The sequence below is a fragment of the Micrococcus sp. GPGPB33 genome, from assembly GCF_037853785.1.
GTDB classification, from domain to species: domain Bacteria; phylum Actinomycetota; class Actinomycetes; order Actinomycetales; family Micrococcaceae; genus Micrococcus; species Micrococcus luteus.
Window position 1 is genome coordinate 2,456,399 of record NZ_JAQMWO010000002.1, and the last position, 15,395, is coordinate 2,471,793.

Consider the following 15,395-nt stretch of genomic DNA (forward strand, 5'->3'; position numbering starts at 1 on the left):
CATGGAGCGACCTGAGAACCCTGCGACCCGCGGCCGCGACCTCACGGAGGACCTGCGGCTGGCCCACATGCTGGCGGACAACGTGGACTCGATCACGATGTCCCGGTTCAGGGCCCAGGACCTCGAGGTCAGCACCAAGCCGGATCTCACCCCTGTCACGGATGCGGACCGCGCCGCCGAGGAGTCCATCCGCTCGACCCTGTCCCGTGCCCGGGCGCGCGACGGCATCGTGGGTGAGGAGTTCGGCGGATCTCTGAGCCGCTCCGGCCGGCAGTGGGTGGTCGACCCCATCGACGGCACCAAGAACTTCGTGCGCGGCGTGCCCGTGTGGGCCACCCTCATCGCGCTGCTGATCGACGGCGAGCCCGTCGTCGGCGTCGTCTCCGCCCCCGCCCTGCACCGTCGCTGGTGGGCCGCGGCCGGCCAGGGCGCCTTCGCGGGCACCTCGCTCACGCGTGCTCAGCGGATCACCGTGTCCGGCGTGGACCGGGTCGAGGACGCGTCGCTGTCCTTCTCCTCGATCGAGGGCTGGCGCGAACGCGGCTCGATCCGCGCGTTCCTGCAGCTCACCTCGGACGTGTGGCGCGTGCGCGGCTTCGGCGACTTCTGGTCCTACATGCTCGTCGCCGAGGGCGCCGTGGACATCGCGGCCGAGCCCGAGCTCGAGCTGCATGACATGGCCGCTCTGGTGCCGATCGTGCGCGAGGCCGGCGGCCGCTTCACCTCGCTGGACGGCGAGGACGGCCCGTTCGGCGGGCACGCGCTGGCCACGAACGGCCTGCTCCACGACGACGTCCTCGCCCGCCTCCGCGCGGGTGACGAGACCGAGGGCGGCGCCTGATAGCAGTGCGGGGGAGACGACGGCCGACCGGAGGGGCGGGCGCGGGACAGATCGCCGGCCCGGCACTGCGGGTGCGGTGGCCCTCGGCGGTGCCGCGGGCGTGCTGTGCGGTGCGGGGGTGATGAACGCGGTGACCGCGCTGGCCGGGGCGCCCAACTTCCGCGGCACGTTCGGCGCCGCGTTCGGGGCGGTCGACGTGCTGGTCCAGGCCCTGCCGCTGTTCGTGGTGAACGTGCTCGGCTCGTTCCTGCTCGGCCTGCTGTGGGCGGCCTCGCGACGCCGCGGGCCGGACTGGCGTCCACGCCTGGTGGCGGGGCTGGGAACCGGCTTCCTCGGTGCGTTCACCACCATCTCCAGCGCCGTCGCCCTGGTGCTGTGGCCGGTGCGGCTGGGCGCCGCGGCGTCCGGGGCGGGTGGCGTCCTCGCCGCGGCGGTAGCGGTGCTGCTGGTGCTCGCGCTGATGGCTGCACTCTCGACGGCGGCGGCCGTGCTCGGCCTGCGCGCCGGTGGCGCCCCGGGGTCGCGCGCGGTCGGGACGGATCGTTCGGCGGAGGACGCATGAGCGGCGCGGGATACGAGGTCTTCGCTCTCCTCCAGGTGGCCCTCCTGGCCTGCCTCGCGGCGGGCGGGGCGCTCGGCGCCCTGGTGCGCCGGCGCCTGACCGACCGGCTCGGGCCCCGGGGTCTGCTCACCGCCAACACGACGGCGGCCCTGCTCCTCGGCGTCACCGTCGGCCTGGCCGTGCCGGAGCTGGTGCACACCTCCGGGGGCGGGGGCGACGGGCAGGGGCTCGTGCTCGTCGCGGCGGTGTCCGCCGTGGTGTCCGGGTTCTGCCTCGCCCTGGGGACGTGGTCCACCGTGGCCGCTGAGGCGGCTGACGCCGCGCTCGCCCGTCGATGGGGCACAGCCGCCCGCCTGTGGACCGCGCATCTGGGGCTGGGGCTGGTGGCCGTCGTCGTCGGCTGGGGCGCCGGCCTGGGCCTGCACGCCGTCCTGGCCGGCTGAGGGGCGGGCCGCCGCACACCGGCATGGACACGACGAAGGCCCCGGAATCGGGGTGATTCCGGGGCCTTCCCGTGGTGGTGAGTGGAGCCGGCGGGAATTGAACCCGCGTCCGATGAGGTGTTGCCAGGTCTTCTCCGGGCGCAGTCTGCTGTGGGTGTTGCTCGGTCCTGGCCGTCCCGCAGACGGGCGGCCAACCCGGACCCAGCCGGATTGATGTCGGCGTCACGACCCCCGGCGAGGGTGACGCCCAGTGGCTATCTAGCTGACGCCACGATCCGAGGCGACAGCGACCTCGGGGTGACGGACTCGATCACTGATCAGGCAGCGAGAGCGAAGTCAGTGCGCTTGGATTCGGCACTTATTGGTTTGCAGAGAGCGTTTGACGAGATGACTCTGCATCCTCGGCCCGCTTCTCCCGACGCGACACACACCGTCGAAACCGATCGGCCCCATGGGGGCGACTCCTCTATGAGGTTGTCAATCACCACTGCAGGCGGAGGGCGCGAGGCCCGCCGGTCCTGAAACCGGCCCTGCGAGAGATACAACGTAGCACGCCCCCGAGGCATTCCCAAGGGGTCCACCGCGCTCAGGCCACGCCGGCGCGCCGGTTGCGCATCCGCATGGCCCGCTGGGCCTCGCGGTTGTCCTGCTGCTCGCGCAGCTTGTGCCGCTTGTCGTATTCGCGGTTGCCGCGCGCGACGCCGATCTCCACCTTCACGCGCCCGTTCAGGAAGTACAGGGACAGCGGCACGATGGTCAGGCCCGGATCCTGGATCTGGCGGGAGATCTTCGTCAGCTCGGCGCGGTGCAGCAGCAGCTTGCGGCGGCGGCGGGCGGCGTGGTTGGTCCACGAGCCGTTGAGGTACTCCGGGATGTAGACCTGCTCGAGCCACAGCTCGTCCCGGTAGAAGACCGCGAAGCCGTCCACGAGCGAGGCCTTGCCCTCGCGCAGCGACTTCACCTCGGTGCCGGTGAGCACCATGCCGGCCTCGTACGTGTCGAGGATGGTGTAGTCGTGGCGCGCCTTCTTGTTGTTGGCGATCACCTGGCGCTCGCCGGGGGCCGGCTGCTTGGCGGCCTTGCCCTTGCTGTTCTTGCCCATGGCCTCACGTCCTTCCAGCGTCCACGGCGACGGCCGCGCCCCGATCAGGGCGCGGCCGTCCAGTCTATCCCGTGCCGGCCCGATGCCCGCCGAGGCGGTGCGCCGGGGCCGCGGGGCGGCGTCGTCGGCTCAGTCCAGCGGCGCGCCGGTGAGCGCGCGGACCTGCTCCTCGGTGATGCCGGGCGCGGTCTCCACGAGCGCCAGGCGGGGCTGTTCCGGGGTGCCGACGACGTCGATCACGGCCAGGTCCGTGATGATGCGGTCGACGACGGCGCGGCCGGTCAGGGGCAGGGTGCACTGGTCGACGATCTTGGGGGTCCCGTCCTTGGACACGTGGTCCATCATGACGATCACGCGGCCGGCGCCGTGGACGAGGTCCATCGCACCGCCCATGCCCTTGACCATCTTGCCGGGCACCATCCAGTTGGCCAGGTCGCCCGCGGCGGAGACCTCCATGCCGCCCAGGACGGCGACGTCGATCTTGCCGCCGCGGATCATGCCGAAGCTCAGCGCGGAGTCGAAGAAGGACGCCCCCGGGTTCACGGTGACGGTCTCCTTGCCCGCGTTGATCAGGTCCGGGTCCACGGCGTCCTCCGTGGGGTACGGGCCCGTGCCGAGGATGCCGTTCTCGGACTGCAGCACCACGGACCGCCCGGCGGGGATGTGGTTGGGGATCAGCGTGGGCATGCCGATGCCGAGGTTGACGTAGGCGCCGTCCGGCAGCTCCTGGGCGGCGCGGGCCGCCATCTGGTCACGACTCAGGCCCTGGGGACGCTCAGTGGTCTGCTCGCTCATGCCTGCTCCTCCCCCGATGCGCGCACGGTGCGCTTCTCGATCCGCTTCTCGATGTCCGTGCCGACCTCCACGATCCGGTGCACGAAGACACCGGGCAGGTGCACGTCATCCGGGTCGATCTCGCCGGGCTCGACGAGCTCCTCCACCTGGGCGATGCACACCCGGCCGGCCATGGCCGCGGGCGGGCCGAACTGGCGGGTGGCCTTGCGGAACACGAGGTTGCCGTGGCGGTCGCCCTTCCAGGCGTGCACGAGGGAGAAGTCGGTGACGATGGAGCGTTCGAGCACATAGGTCTCGGGCTCGTCCGGGGTCTGGCTGAGGTAGCCCTCGCCGAGCACGAACGTGTCCGTGGGCTTGGCCTGCGAGGACTTCACCACGGTGCCGTCCGCGTCGTAGCGCATGGGCAGGCCGCCTTCGGCCACCTGGGTGCCGACGCCGGAGCGGGTGTAGAACGCCGGGATGCCGGCGCCGCCGGCACGGAGCTTCTCCGCGAGGGTGCCCTGCGGGACGAGCTCCACCTCGAGCTCGCCCTCGAGGTACTGGCGGGCGAACTCCTTGTTCTCCCCCACATAGGAGGAGGTCATCTTCCGCAGCCGGCGCGCGCCGAGCAGGAGGCCCAGGCCCCAGCCGTCCACGCCGCAGTTGTTGGAGACGACGGACAGGTCCGTGGCGCCCTGCTCGAGCAGGGCCTCGATGAGCTGCACGGGGTTGCCGGAGAGTCCGAAGCCGCCGACGGCCAGGGACGCGCCGTCCGGCACATCCGCCACCGCCTCGGCGGGCGTGGCCACGGTCTTGTCGAGAGCCATGTCCGGGGTCCTTTCTCTCAGGGGCGGTCCGTCAGCGGAAGAGGATCAGGGCCTCGCCCTGGCCGCCGCCGCCGCAGAGCGAGACGGCCGCGCGGCCGCCGTCGCGCCGGTCGAGCTCGAGGGCGGCGTGCAGGGCCAGCCGGGCGCCGGACGCGCCGATCGGGTGGCCCAGGGCGATGGCGCCGCCGTGGATGTTGGTCTTCTCGTGCGGGTAGTCGAGGTCGCGCAGGGACTGGACGGCCACCGCGCCGAACGCCTCGTTGATCTCGATGAAGTCGAGGTCGGCCACGTCCCAGCCCTGCTTCCGCATGGCGGCGTTGATCGCGTCGGAGGGCTGCGAGTGCAGCTGCGAGCTGTCCGGGCCGGCGGTCTGGCCGGGTGCGCCCACCGTGGCGAGGATCGTCAGGCCCTTCTCCTCGGCGAAGGCACGGGAGGTCACCACGAGGGCGGCGGCGCCGTCGGACAGGGGCGAGGAGTTGCCGGCCGTGATCGTGCCGTCCTTCGCGAACGCCGGGCGCAGAGCGCCCAGCGACTCGGCGGTCGTGTCCGGGCGGACCCCTTCGTCCTGGGAGACGACCAGCGGGTCGCCCTTGCGCTGCGGGACCTCCACCGGGGCGATCTCGCCCTCGAAGACGCCCTCGGACTGGGCCCGGGCGGCCCGCTGGTGCGAGGCCGCGGCGACCTCGTCCTGCTCGGCGCGGGCGATGTTCCGCTCGCCGTTGCCGGACTCGGTCAGCTCGCCCATGGCCTCGTGGCTCAGGGAGTCGGTGAGGCCGTCCCACGCGACGGCGTCGAGCATGGTGGCCGGGCCGTACTTGAAGCCCTTGCGCGCGCCGGGCAGCAGGTGCGGGGCGTTGGTCATGGACTCCTGACCGCCGGCCACCACCACGTCCGCCTCGCCGAGGCGGATGAGACGGGCGGCGTCGATCACGGCGGTGAGGCCGGACAGGCACACCTTGTTGATCGTCATGGCCGGGACGTTCCACGGGATGCCCGCGGCGAGCGCGGACTGGCGGGCCGGGTTCTGGCCCGCGCCGGCCTGCACGACCTGGCCCATGTAGACCATGTCCACGTCCTCGGGGGCCACGCCGGCGCGCTCGAGCGCGTGCGTGATCGCGTGGGCGCCCAGGTCCACGGCGCGCAGGTCGGCCTGCTGCGAGAGCAGCCGGGTGAAGGGCGTGCGGGCACCGCCCACGATCACGGCATCGGTGGGCTGAGGCTGGGGCAGCTCGGCGGTCATGCGGTCCTCCTGGGACGTTCAACTCGGTTCATCACGATTCACTCAAATGCAGTCTATGACCCCGGTCACAGGCGCGCCAGGCGACGACGCATCCATGACGGCGCGCCGCGGTGCAGGGACCCGACGGCCCGCACCCGCCGGCTGCGGGCGCGGGCCGTCGTCGGGACGTCCGGGGGTCGGGCCGGAGCCTCAGAGACCCTGGCCGGTCGGCGAGACGAGGATCTTCACGGCCGTCTCGTTGTGGTGGATGAGGGTCTCGAAGCCCTGGTCGACCAGGTCGTCGAGGCCGATCTTGCCGGTGATGAACGGCGCGAGGTCCACGGCGCCGTCCTCGACCATGCGGATGGTGTCCGCGTGGTCGTTCGCGTACGCGATGGTGCCGCGCAGGTCGATCTCCTTCATCACCAGCTTGTGCAGGGCCACGGCGGGCTCGTGGCCCCAGATGGACTCGTTGACGATCTCCCCGCCGGGACGGACCGCGTCCAGCAGCATGTCCAGCACCACGTCCACCGAGGTGCACTCGAAGCCCACGTCCGCGCCCTGGCCGTCGTGCAGCTCGCGGATCTTCGCGGGCACGTCCACCTCGCGGGGGTCGAACGCCTCGTCCACCACGCCGGCCTCGAGCACCTTCTGCCGGCGCAGCTCGGAGAGCTCGGAGACGTACACCGTCAGGCCCTTGCCCTTGAGCACGGCCGCGGTGAGCGCGCCGATGGGGCCGGCGCCGCCGATCACGGCCACGCCCGACGTCGGGGAGCCGGCCCGCACCCACGCGTGGTGGGCCACCGAGAGCGGCTCGATGAGCGCGGCCTGGTCGAGAGGCACGGAGTCGGCCACCGGGTGGACCCAGCGGCGCTGCACCGCGATCTGCTCGGCCAGGCCGCCGCCGTTGCCGCCCAGGCCGATGAAGTTCATGTCCGGCGCGAGGTTGTAGTCCGGTCGGTCCTGGTCCTCTTCGCGCACGATGTACGGCTCCACGACGACCTTCTGGCCGACCTCGAGGTCCGTGACGCCCTCGCCCAGGGCGGCGACGGTGCCGGACATCTCGTGGCCGAGCGTGACGGGGGCGGCGTCGCCGGAGATCGGGTGCGGGTGCCCGGCCGGCGGGATGAAGATCGGACCCTCGAGGTACTCGTGCAGGTCCGTGCCGCAGATGCCGCACCACGCGACGTCCACGAGGACCTGCCCTGGACCGGCCGTGGGCGAGTCGATCTCCTCGATGCGGATGTCCTTCTTGCCGTGCCAACGGGCGGCGCGCATGGTCATGCTGGTCGACCTCCTGAGTGGGGATGGAATCGGGTGCCGGGCCGGCGCGCGGGGGCGCCCGCCCCGGCGCTTCGAGCATTCCACCGGGCCGGTCTCCCAGGCCAGGCCCGAGGCCCCTGCGGAGCCTGAACGACGACGCCGGCCCGCGCCTCGCTGCGGAGGTGCGGGCCGGCGTCGTGGTGGCCCGGGCGGCGGGGCCGCGCCGCGGGGCTCAGTCCTCCTGGGCGGCCTTGACCTGCTCGGCGCGCCAGCGGATCCCGGCGTCCACGAAATCGTCGATGTGGCCGTCGAACACGGAGGAGGGGTTGCCCTCCTCGTGGCCCGTGCGCAGGTCCTTGACCATCTGGTACGGGTTCAACACGTAGGAGCGCATCTGGTCGCCCCAGGACGCCTTGACGTCGCCGGCCATCTCCTTCTTCTTCGCGTCCTCCTCGGCCTTGCGCAGCAGCAGCAGGCGGGACTGGAGCACGCGCAGGGCGGCGGCACGGTTCTGGATCTGCGACTTCTCGTTCTGCATGGACACGACGATGCCGGTGGGCAGGTGCGTCATGCGGACGGCGGAGTCCGTGGTGTTCACGGACTGGCCGCCGGGGCCCGAGGAGCGGAACACGTCCACCTTGATCTCGGACTCGGGGATCTCGATGGAGTCGTCCGACTCGATCAGCGGCACCACCTCGACCGCCGCGAAGGACGTCTGGCGGCGGCCCTGGTTGTCGAAGGGGCTGATGCGCACGAGGCGGTGCGTGCCGGCCTCCACGGAGAGGGTGCCGAACGCGAAGGGCGCGTTGACCTCGAAGGTGACGGACTTCAGGCCGGCCTCCTCCGCGTAGGAGGTGTCCATGACCTTGGTGGACCAGCCACGCTGCTCGGCCCAGCGCAGGTACATGCGCATGAGGGTCTCGGCGAAGTCGGCCGCGTCCACGCCGCCGGCGCCCGCGCGGATGGTCACGACGGCGTCGCGCTGGTCGTACTCGCCGCTGAGCAGCGTGACGACCTCGAGCTCCTCCAGGGCCTTGCGGATGGAGGTCAGCTCCTGGTTGGCGTCGTCCAGGAGGGAGGGCTCGTCCTCCTCCGCGGCGAGCTCGACCATGGTCTCCAGATCCTCGATGCGGCCCTCCAGGGAGGTGATGCGCTTGAGGTCCGTCTGACGGTGGGAGAGCTTGGAGGTGACCTTCTGGGCCTCCTCCGGGTCGTCCCAGAGGTCCGGTGCGGAGGCCTGCTGCTCCAGTTCGGCGATGTCCGCCTTGATGCGGTCGAGGTCCGAGACCTGCTCGATGGAGGCCAGGGTGTGGCGCAGGGAGTCGATCTCCGCGGAGAAGTCAGTGTCAGCCATGATTCGGCCAGCCTACCGCGTGGGGTGGACGCCGGTCGCGGCCGGTGACGACGAATCCTCCCGGGCCGAGACCCGCGCGACGTCCAGGAGCAGCGGTGCGGTGGGGAGCAGGTGTGGTTCGGGCAGCGGGGTCGCCGGAGGGCCACCGGCCCACCGGCCCCGTCCGGTCAGCGGAGGCGCAGCCGCTGGCCCGGGTGGATCTCGGTGCTCAACGTGGCGCCGTTCAGGCTGAGCAGCTGGGCGACCGGGATGCCCGTGGCGCGGGACACCGCGTACCAGCCCTGGCCGGGGAGCACGGTGTAGGTGGCCGGCGTCGTCGTGGTGGAGGTGGCGGGCAGCAGCAGGGTCTGACCGATGCGGATCACGTACGGGTCGGAGATCTTGTTGAGGGTGGCCAGCGCCTGCCAGCCGCCGGTGACCCCGTAGCGGGTGGCGATGAGGCTCAGGGTGTCGCCGGCCTGGACCGTGACGGTCCGGGGTGTCGTGGACCGCAGCACCGGCGCGGTGTCCACGGCGAGGCGGACCAGACGCGCGTAGACGCTCGCACCCTGCCCGCGGGGGTGGATGCGGTCCTCGCGGAAGTCCGTCACGTAGGCCGAGGCTCGCTTCCAGTCCGCCACCACCACGCGGCTGGGGTAGGTGGCGGCGAGGTTGCGCATCGCCGTGTTGGTGGACGTCTCCCAGGCGACCGGGCCGGAGGCCGTGACCAGCACGAGTGTGCGTCCGGTGCCGACGAGGTCCATCGCCCGGCGGACCTGGGTGGCCGTGGCACCGCCGTCGTTCACGCCGAGGCCGAGCACGACGACGTCACCGAGGCGGCCGGCCTGCTTGAGCTCGGCCAGGCGTGTCAGGCCCTGGGCGAAGGTGCGTCCCTCGCGGGCGTCGATGGTCAGCCCCGGCATCTCGAGGTTCATCAGGGACGCCGCGCCGAGGGCGATGGAGTCGCCGACCACGGTCACCCGGCGACCGGCCGAGGAGGGGGCCATCGGCCCGGAGTAGGGGGTCCCGGTGCGCGAGGTGGCCGGCAGGTGCTTCGAAACGGCCGGAAGGACGAGGGGCTGGCCGGCGCGGATCGCGGTGCTGGTCGTGGCGCCGTTGGCACGGAGCAGGTCCGCGAGTTCGACGCCCACGCGTGGGGCGATGTACGCCCACGTGTCCCCAGACTGGGCCAGGTAGGTGCCCGGCGCGAGCCCGGTGGTCGCGGTGGTGGTCGTCGTCCCGGAGGTGGAGGTGACCGCCGGGGCGGCCGGTGCCGCGGAGACCAGGGCGGCGACGACGAGGACGGAGGCGCCGAGGCGCGTGCCGAGGGTGGAGCGGTTCATGCGGGGCTTTCAGACGGGGAGGACGGACTTCCGCAGGACTGACCACTCGAGACGTGCGTCACACCGGATGCGGTCAGCTCATTGTACGGCGCGCGGGACGTCTCGACGCGTTGCCCGCTTCGGAGGGGCACACATGATCGGTCGGCGGCGGGCGCGCGGTCAGCGGTGGGAAGCCTGGGTGGCCACGGTCGTGTGCCAGCGGCGGATCACCGAGGCGACGGCCTCGGGCTCCGCGACGTGCGGCCAGTGGCCCGGGCCGACGTCGACGACGGTGGTGTGCTCGGTGACCGCGTCCAGGTCCCGCTGGTGGACGTCCCGGGTGCTGCGCACGTACAGCGTCGGGACGGTGATGCCGGCCCAGAGGGCACGGGTGTCCGCGGCGAGGACGGCGGCCCAGAGCTCGCGCATCGGATGGTCCGGCGTGGCGTCCAGGTCGGTCAGGATCCGCTCGCGCCACGGCTCCGGGGCGAGGAGGTCGCGTGCGAGCGAGGCGCGGAGCACGCTCCGCCAGTCCGAGCGGGCGGCGAGGCGGGCCTTGGCCGCCCGGGCGGCCAGGGCGGTGTCCGTCACCGGGACGTTCGAGTCGATGACCACGAGGGCGCGGGGTCGCACCAGCCCGTCGGCGACGGCGCGCAGCGCGATGACCCCGCCCGTGCTGTGGCCGATCAGCAGCCCCGGCGCGGGGCCGGCCTGCGCCGCCCAGGTGCGGGCGGCGTCGAGGACGGGGTCCGCATCGGTCGCCGGCCGTGCGGCCCGGGGGCGGTCCTGACCGCCGGCGTCCGTGCCCGGGTGGCCGGGCAGGGCGGGCGAGGCGGCGAGGTCGGCTGCGGCGCCGAGGGCGTCGGCAAGGGGCTCGAAGTGGGCGGGTCGGCCGCCGATGCCGTGGAGGAAGCGGATCACCGGGCCAGGCTAGTGCGACTGCTGCCCGTCGCCTCGAGGGGGACCGACAGGGGCAGTGTCCCCGCGAACGGGCCGGTCATGGCGAACAGATCGGCCCGGGCGTCGAGGGTGACGACGACGGTGGTGCCGTCGTCGGCCACGCGGGCGGTCATCCCGCCGAGCCCGGGCACGGCCTCCTGAGCACCGACGGCCGCGAGGTGTGCGCTGGCGGAGGCGGCGACGTCGTCGTCGGAGAGCACGACGCCCGGGTCCTCCCCCAGCCGGAAGCCGAGCTCCTCTGCCCCGGCGATGGCGGCCGAGTCCGCGAGCGACTGAAGGCGGCGGTGCTGCAACTGCACGGTGGTGACCGCGAGCATGACCAGCATGAGGGCCACGAGCACGGCGCACAGGCCGACGGTGAGGACGGTGGTCTGCCCGTCGTCGTGACCCAGGCGAGCGGTGAGGCGGCGGCGCATCAGAACCTCGGCACCGTCTGCCGGGCGTCGGAACCCACCGTCACGGGGGTCAGCGACCACGCTGCCGGCGTGAGGGGGACGGTCACCGCCACGTCCACCCGCACGGCGACGACCTCGCCCGGTTCGAGCGTGCCACAGCCACCCTGGTCGCAGCCGACGGTCAGGTCGTACTGGCCGGCGCCCACGCCGTAGTCGGCGAGCGTGAGCTTGACGGTGGCGTGGGCGGCGCCTGCGCTGGGGTGATCGGCCTCGGCGACCACGGCCTTGACGGCCTGGTCCGCGGCGGCGACCGAGGCGAACGCCGCGGCCTGGACCTGGGAGACGTAGATCATCAGGTACACCACGGGGATCAGCAGGACGAGGGTGAGGCCCAGGAATTCGACCGTGGCCGCTCCCCGCTCGTCGCGGACGTCATTGACGGAACGCATGACCGCTCACCTCCACGGGGATCGGGCCCGGCAGGAACCCCAGGCCGGGCAGCGAGCTCGAGACCGTGACGCGCAGGACCGGGACCCCGTCCTGGCTGGTGAGCTCCGCGGCGACGTCGGCCCCGGACTGGCCGGGCACGCCGGCCGAGAGCAGCTCCCGAGCCCGCTGGACGCCGTCCTCGGGGCTCCGGTCCGCGAGCGCCCCGTACCGGGCGCCGGCGGAGGCGGCGTCGATCATCACGTTGCGCGTGTGGATCACGACGCCGGCCTGGAGCAGCGCCGCGAAGAGCAGGACGACCAGGGTCATCACCATGGTGGACTCGGCCACCGCGGCGCCCCGGTCGTCCCGCCAGCGGACGCCCATGTGGACGCCACGGGGCACCGGCACGGCGTGGACAGCACCCCGGGGCATGCTCAGCCGCCCTGGGACACCTGGGAGATGGCCTGGTTGAACAGTCCCTGGAGCGCCGGCAGGGCGAGGGCCAGCAGGCCGGCCACGAGCACGGCGGACATGAGGGTGATCATCACCCAGCCGGGGACGTCGCCGCGCTCGTCGCGGACGTCGTCGTGGATGAGTGCGCGCAGGGCGGCCAGGACGGTGATGGCGTGGTGGTGGAGCATGGTCCCCTCCTCGGGTGGCCGGCCGCCCGTGCGGCCGGAGTGGATGGTGATCGTGGGTGGATGGATGGACTATTCAGTTGTGGGTCTTCAGAACCCCAGGCGCATCAGGGAGATGCCGGGGAAGACGGCGAAGATCACCGTGAGCGGGAGGATGCCGAACACGAGGGGCACCATCATCTGTATCTCCTTCCGGCCGGCGGCCTCCATGAGCTCGCGGCGACCCATCTCACGCACGTCCTGGGCCTGCGCGCGCAGGACGTCGGCGAGGGGCGTGCCGCGGTCGAGCGCGATGAGCACGCCCCCGATGAACCGTTCGACGGGGGCCAGCTGCACGCGCCGTCCCATGGCCTTGAGCGCCGCGGACAGCGACGCCCCGGCACGCATGTCGGCGAGCGTGGTGCGGAACTCGCCGGCCAGCTCCCCGCGCGCCGTCCCCGCGATGCGTTCGAGCGCTCCGGCGGCGCTCTCCCCCGCGCCCACCGAGAGCGCGAACAGCTCGGCCACGGACGGGAACTCGGAGAGGATGGCCTCGCGCCGCCGTCGCACCCGCAGGGAGAGCAGCTGCTCCCGGAGCAGGAACCCGGCCATGCCGCCGGCGATCACGAGGGCGACCCCCGTGATCACCGGCACGCGGCCCGTGACGGTGAGGCTGAGCGCGAGGACGGCCGCCACGGCGGCCCCCGCGGCTCCGCTCAGGACCTGCTGGGCACGGAAGTCCGTCGACGTGACCGCGAGCCCCGCGGCGGCCAGCTTGCGGTCGAGCGCCACCCCGCCCGGGGAGATGCGCTGGACCCAGCCGACTCCGGCCTGCACCACGGGATCGAGGATGCGTCCCCACGCTCCCCAGGGTGAGGCGCCCGCACGTTCCTCCTCGAGGAGGCGGGAGGCCGGGATGTGGTGGCGCAGCTGCGGTTCGACCCGTTGCTCGAGGCTGGGGCGCCAGCCCACCGGCTGGGTGACCAGGATGAGGAGCAGTCCCGCCCCGAGGGTGAGGCCCAGGAGCGCGGCCCAGATCAGCGCGGACGTCATGCGAACACCCGCTTCTCCCGGGGCAGCGCGCCGATGCGGAGCATGACGCGGTAGCAGACGACGGAGGCCACCATGCCGGCGAGGAGCACGGCCCCGCCGGCGGCGGACCGGTAGGCCGCGACCGCGGCGGGCTGGGTCCCCAGCAGCAGGAGCACGAGCCACGGGGCGCACACCGCCAACCGGGCCGCGTTCACGGTCCACGACTGCCGGGCCTCGAGCTCGGCGCGGATGCGGGCGTCCTGCCGGAGGAACTCGGAGAGGGTCTGCAGCAGACGGCCGATGTCGGCGCCGCCGACCTCGCGGGTCAGGCGCAGCGAGACCACCAGGCGGTCCGCGACGGGGTCGGCCATCCGGGCCTTGAGCCGGTCCAGTGCGTCCACGAAGCGGGCTCCGGCCCGGTAGTCCCGGGCGAACTGCTGGAACGGCTCGCGCAGCCCCTCCGGCCCGGTCTCCCCGAGCTGGATGAGCGCCTCCGGGAGAGTCAGGCCCGCGCGGATGGCCGACCGGGCGTGGTCGATCGCGTCCGGCCACAGCTCGCGCAGTGCCGTGGACCGCCGGCGGGCCTGCCAGGACAACAGCAGCCAGGGCACGGCCGCGCCGAAGACGGCGAAGCACGCGGCGATGGTCCACGTACTGGTCAGCGACAGGACGAGCAGCCCGACCACGAGACCGCCGACGGCCATGGCGGACACGACGCCGGCCGGGCTGAGACGCTGGATGCCGGACTGGGCGATCAGCACACGCAGGCGCGAGTCGGGGCGGGCGGCCCCGGGTTTCTCCGTGGGAGGGGACCAGAGGGACCACCACAGCAGGAACAGGCCGCAGCCGAGCGCGAGCCCCAGCAGCGCGGCCATCAGCGCAGCCCCACCAGCTCGTGGACGTCCACGCCGCGACGGGCGAGCGCCTCGAACTCCAGGTTCGCACCCTCGTTGAGGCGCAGGTCGCCCTCGGCGTCACGCTGGAAGAGCGCCGACGTCTCGATGACCCCGCCCTCCACCCGTGAGCCGACGGTGAGGATCTCCCGCACCCGCCGGCGGCCCTGACGGTCGCGCTCGCAGTGCACGACGACGTCGATGCACGTGGCGACCGTCGGGACGACGAAGTCCCGGGAGATGTTCTCCCCGGCCAGCAGCGGCAGCGTGCAGAGCTTCGTGAGCGCGTCCGCGGCCGAGTTCGCGTGGATCGTGCACATGCCGGCCAGGCCGGAGTTCAGAGCGACGAGCATGTCCAGCGCCTCGGCCTCGCGCACCTCGCCGACGATCAGGCGGTCCGGGCGCATCCGCAGCGCCTCCTTGACGAGGCGACGCAGCGGGATCTCGCCGTGGCCCTCCAGGTTCGGCTGGCGGCACTGCAGCCCGACGACGTCGCGCACCGGGATCTGCAGCTCGAAGATCTCCTCCACGGTGATCACCCGCTCCCGCGGGCCGATGGCCGAAGCCAGGCAGTTGAGCAGGGTGGTCTTGCCCGCCTGGGTGGCCCCGCTGACGAGGATGTTCATGCCCGCGTCCACGGCCGCGTCCAGGAAGCGGGCCGCCGTCGGAGTGAGGGAACCGCCCCGGACGAGGTCGTCCAGCCGGCGCGCCCGGGCGATGAACTTCCGGATGTTCACGGCCCAGTGCCGCCGCGTGATGTCGGGGATGGCCACGTGCAGGCGCGAACCGTCTGGCAGGGCCGCGTCGACGAACGGCATCGACAGGTCCAGCCGCCGGCCCGAGGACTTCAACATGACTTCGACGAGGTCCTGCACCTCCTCCTCGGTCAGGACGATGCCCGTCAGCTCGGAGCGGCCGGACCGCGCGCAGTAGACGGCGTCCGGCGCGTTCAGCCAGATCTCCTCCACGGAGGGATCGTCCATGAGCCGCTGGAGCGGCCCGAGGCCCGCGATGCGGTCGAACAGGTCCTGCCGCGCCGCCACGGGATCCTCCAGGTCCGGCAGCGAGCTGACCATCGCGCGGGACTCGTAGTCCGCGGCCGCGTCCTGGATGAGCGTCAGGACCCGGGCGTGCTCACGCTGCGGGTCGATGCCCTGCCGCCGGACGATCTCCCGGATCTCGTCCTCGAGAATGCGCACCGCATCCATGTGTCCCTCCTGTGCCCGATTCGGCGCCATCCCCAGCGCCGCACATGTCTCGATCAGGAAGATACCCCGTTCCGTCGATGCGTGTGGTCCAGGACACCATGACTGTGGACAACGTGGCGGCGGTCCCGTTCGACGGGGAGTTGTCCACAGGCCGCCCGAACCGCCATCAGGCCGT

18 protein-coding genes and 1 other RNA gene are annotated in these 15,395 nt (G+C 72.8%); 3 read left to right on the forward strand and 16 right to left on the reverse strand.

What is annotated here, in order from left to right:
- Position 1: 1 nt before the first annotated feature.
- From hisN to POD19_RS11625, 3 genes are all read left to right on the forward strand, one after another.
- The gene (hisN, locus tag POD19_RS11615; RefSeq protein ID WP_136939824.1) at positions 2-841 is read left to right on the forward strand and encodes a histidinol-phosphatase; all 840 of its coding nucleotides are present in this window, start codon (positions 2-4) and stop codon (positions 839-841) included.
- A 76-nt stretch (positions 842-917) separates the two neighbouring features.
- The gene (locus POD19_RS11620) at positions 918-1,403 is read left to right on the forward strand and encodes a FluC/FEX family fluoride channel (protein WP_041104301.1); all 486 of its coding nucleotides are present in this window, start codon (positions 918-920) and stop codon (positions 1,401-1,403) included.
- A complete protein-coding gene (locus POD19_RS11625) occupies positions 1,400-1,846 on the forward strand; it encodes a CrcB family protein (RefSeq protein WP_136939825.1) in 447 nt (148 codons plus the stop codon). Before POD19_RS11620 ends, POD19_RS11625 begins: the two co-directional genes overlap by 4 nt.
- A 79-nt stretch (positions 1,847-1,925) precedes the next feature.
- Here the strand turns inward: POD19_RS11625 and ssrA are convergent.
- From ssrA to POD19_RS11705, 16 genes are all read right to left on the reverse strand, one after another.
- Positions 1,926-2,297: a transfer-messenger RNA gene (ssrA, locus tag POD19_RS11630) on the reverse strand.
- A 135-nt stretch (positions 2,298-2,432) separates the two neighbouring features.
- A complete protein-coding gene (gene smpB / locus POD19_RS11635; RefSeq protein WP_044659238.1) occupies positions 2,433-2,948 on the reverse strand; it encodes an SsrA-binding protein SmpB in 516 nt (171 codons plus the stop codon).
- Positions 2,949-3,077: 129 nt separating this feature from the next.
- Entirely contained in the window at positions 3,078-3,743 is a 666-nt protein-coding gene (locus POD19_RS11640) for a CoA transferase subunit B (protein WP_063190316.1), read from the reverse strand.
- Entirely contained in the window at positions 3,740-4,549 is an 810-nt protein-coding gene (locus tag POD19_RS11645; protein WP_144818295.1) for a CoA transferase subunit A, read from the reverse strand. Before POD19_RS11645 ends, POD19_RS11640 begins: the two co-directional genes overlap by 4 nt.
- Positions 4,550-4,580: 31 nt before the next feature.
- The gene (locus POD19_RS11650; RefSeq protein WP_036313976.1) at positions 4,581-5,789 is read right to left on the reverse strand and encodes an acetyl-CoA C-acetyltransferase; all 1,209 of its coding nucleotides are present in this window, start codon (positions 5,787-5,789) and stop codon (positions 4,581-4,583) included.
- Positions 5,790-5,978: 189 nt separating this feature from the next.
- Complete coding sequence (locus POD19_RS11655; RefSeq protein WP_069941469.1) at positions 5,979-7,046, reverse strand: 2,3-butanediol dehydrogenase; 1,068 nt, start codon at positions 7,044-7,046, stop codon at positions 5,979-5,981.
- Between the two features lie 217 nt (positions 7,047-7,263).
- The gene (gene prfB / locus POD19_RS11660) at positions 7,264-8,385 is read right to left on the reverse strand and encodes a peptide chain release factor 2 (protein WP_061867909.1); all 1,122 of its coding nucleotides are present in this window, start codon (positions 8,383-8,385) and stop codon (positions 7,264-7,266) included.
- 167 nt (positions 8,386-8,552) lie between these two features.
- A complete protein-coding gene (locus tag POD19_RS11665; RefSeq protein WP_144818292.1) occupies positions 8,553-9,707 on the reverse strand; it encodes a LysM peptidoglycan-binding domain-containing protein in 1,155 nt (384 codons plus the stop codon).
- Positions 9,708-9,866: 159 nt separating this feature from the next.
- Entirely contained in the window at positions 9,867-10,607 is a 741-nt protein-coding gene (locus tag POD19_RS11670) for an alpha/beta fold hydrolase (protein ID WP_069941462.1), read from the reverse strand.
- Entirely contained in the window at positions 10,604-11,062 is a 459-nt protein-coding gene (locus POD19_RS11675) for a pilus assembly protein TadG-related protein (protein WP_069941461.1), read from the reverse strand. Before POD19_RS11675 ends, POD19_RS11670 begins: the two co-directional genes overlap by 4 nt.
- Entirely contained in the window at positions 11,062-11,490 is a 429-nt protein-coding gene (locus tag POD19_RS11680; RefSeq protein ID WP_069941460.1) for a hypothetical protein, read from the reverse strand. Before POD19_RS11680 ends, POD19_RS11675 begins: the two co-directional genes overlap by 1 nt.
- Positions 11,474-11,902: a TadE/TadG family type IV pilus assembly protein gene (locus POD19_RS11685; protein ID WP_010079077.1), complete on the reverse strand. Its 429-nt coding sequence runs from the start codon at positions 11,900-11,902 to the stop codon at positions 11,474-11,476. Before POD19_RS11685 ends, POD19_RS11680 begins: the two co-directional genes overlap by 17 nt.
- A gap of 2 nt (positions 11,903-11,904) precedes the next feature.
- Positions 11,905-12,111: a hypothetical protein gene (locus POD19_RS11690; protein ID WP_010079078.1), complete on the reverse strand. Its 207-nt coding sequence runs from the start codon at positions 12,109-12,111 to the stop codon at positions 11,905-11,907.
- 87 nt (positions 12,112-12,198) lie between these two features.
- Positions 12,199-13,140: a type II secretion system F family protein gene (locus POD19_RS11695; protein ID WP_041104286.1), complete on the reverse strand. Its 942-nt coding sequence runs from the start codon at positions 13,138-13,140 to the stop codon at positions 12,199-12,201.
- On the reverse strand, positions 13,137-13,994 hold the full coding sequence (locus POD19_RS11700) for a type II secretion system F family protein (protein ID WP_010079080.1): 858 nt from the start codon (positions 13,992-13,994) through the stop codon (positions 13,137-13,139). Before POD19_RS11700 ends, POD19_RS11695 begins: the two co-directional genes overlap by 4 nt.
- On the reverse strand, positions 13,994-15,220 hold the full coding sequence (locus tag POD19_RS11705) for a CpaF family protein (RefSeq protein ID WP_010079081.1): 1,227 nt from the start codon (positions 15,218-15,220) through the stop codon (positions 13,994-13,996). The genes POD19_RS11700 and POD19_RS11705 overlap by 1 nt, the downstream gene beginning before the upstream one ends.
- Positions 15,221-15,395: the final 175 nt, after the last annotated feature.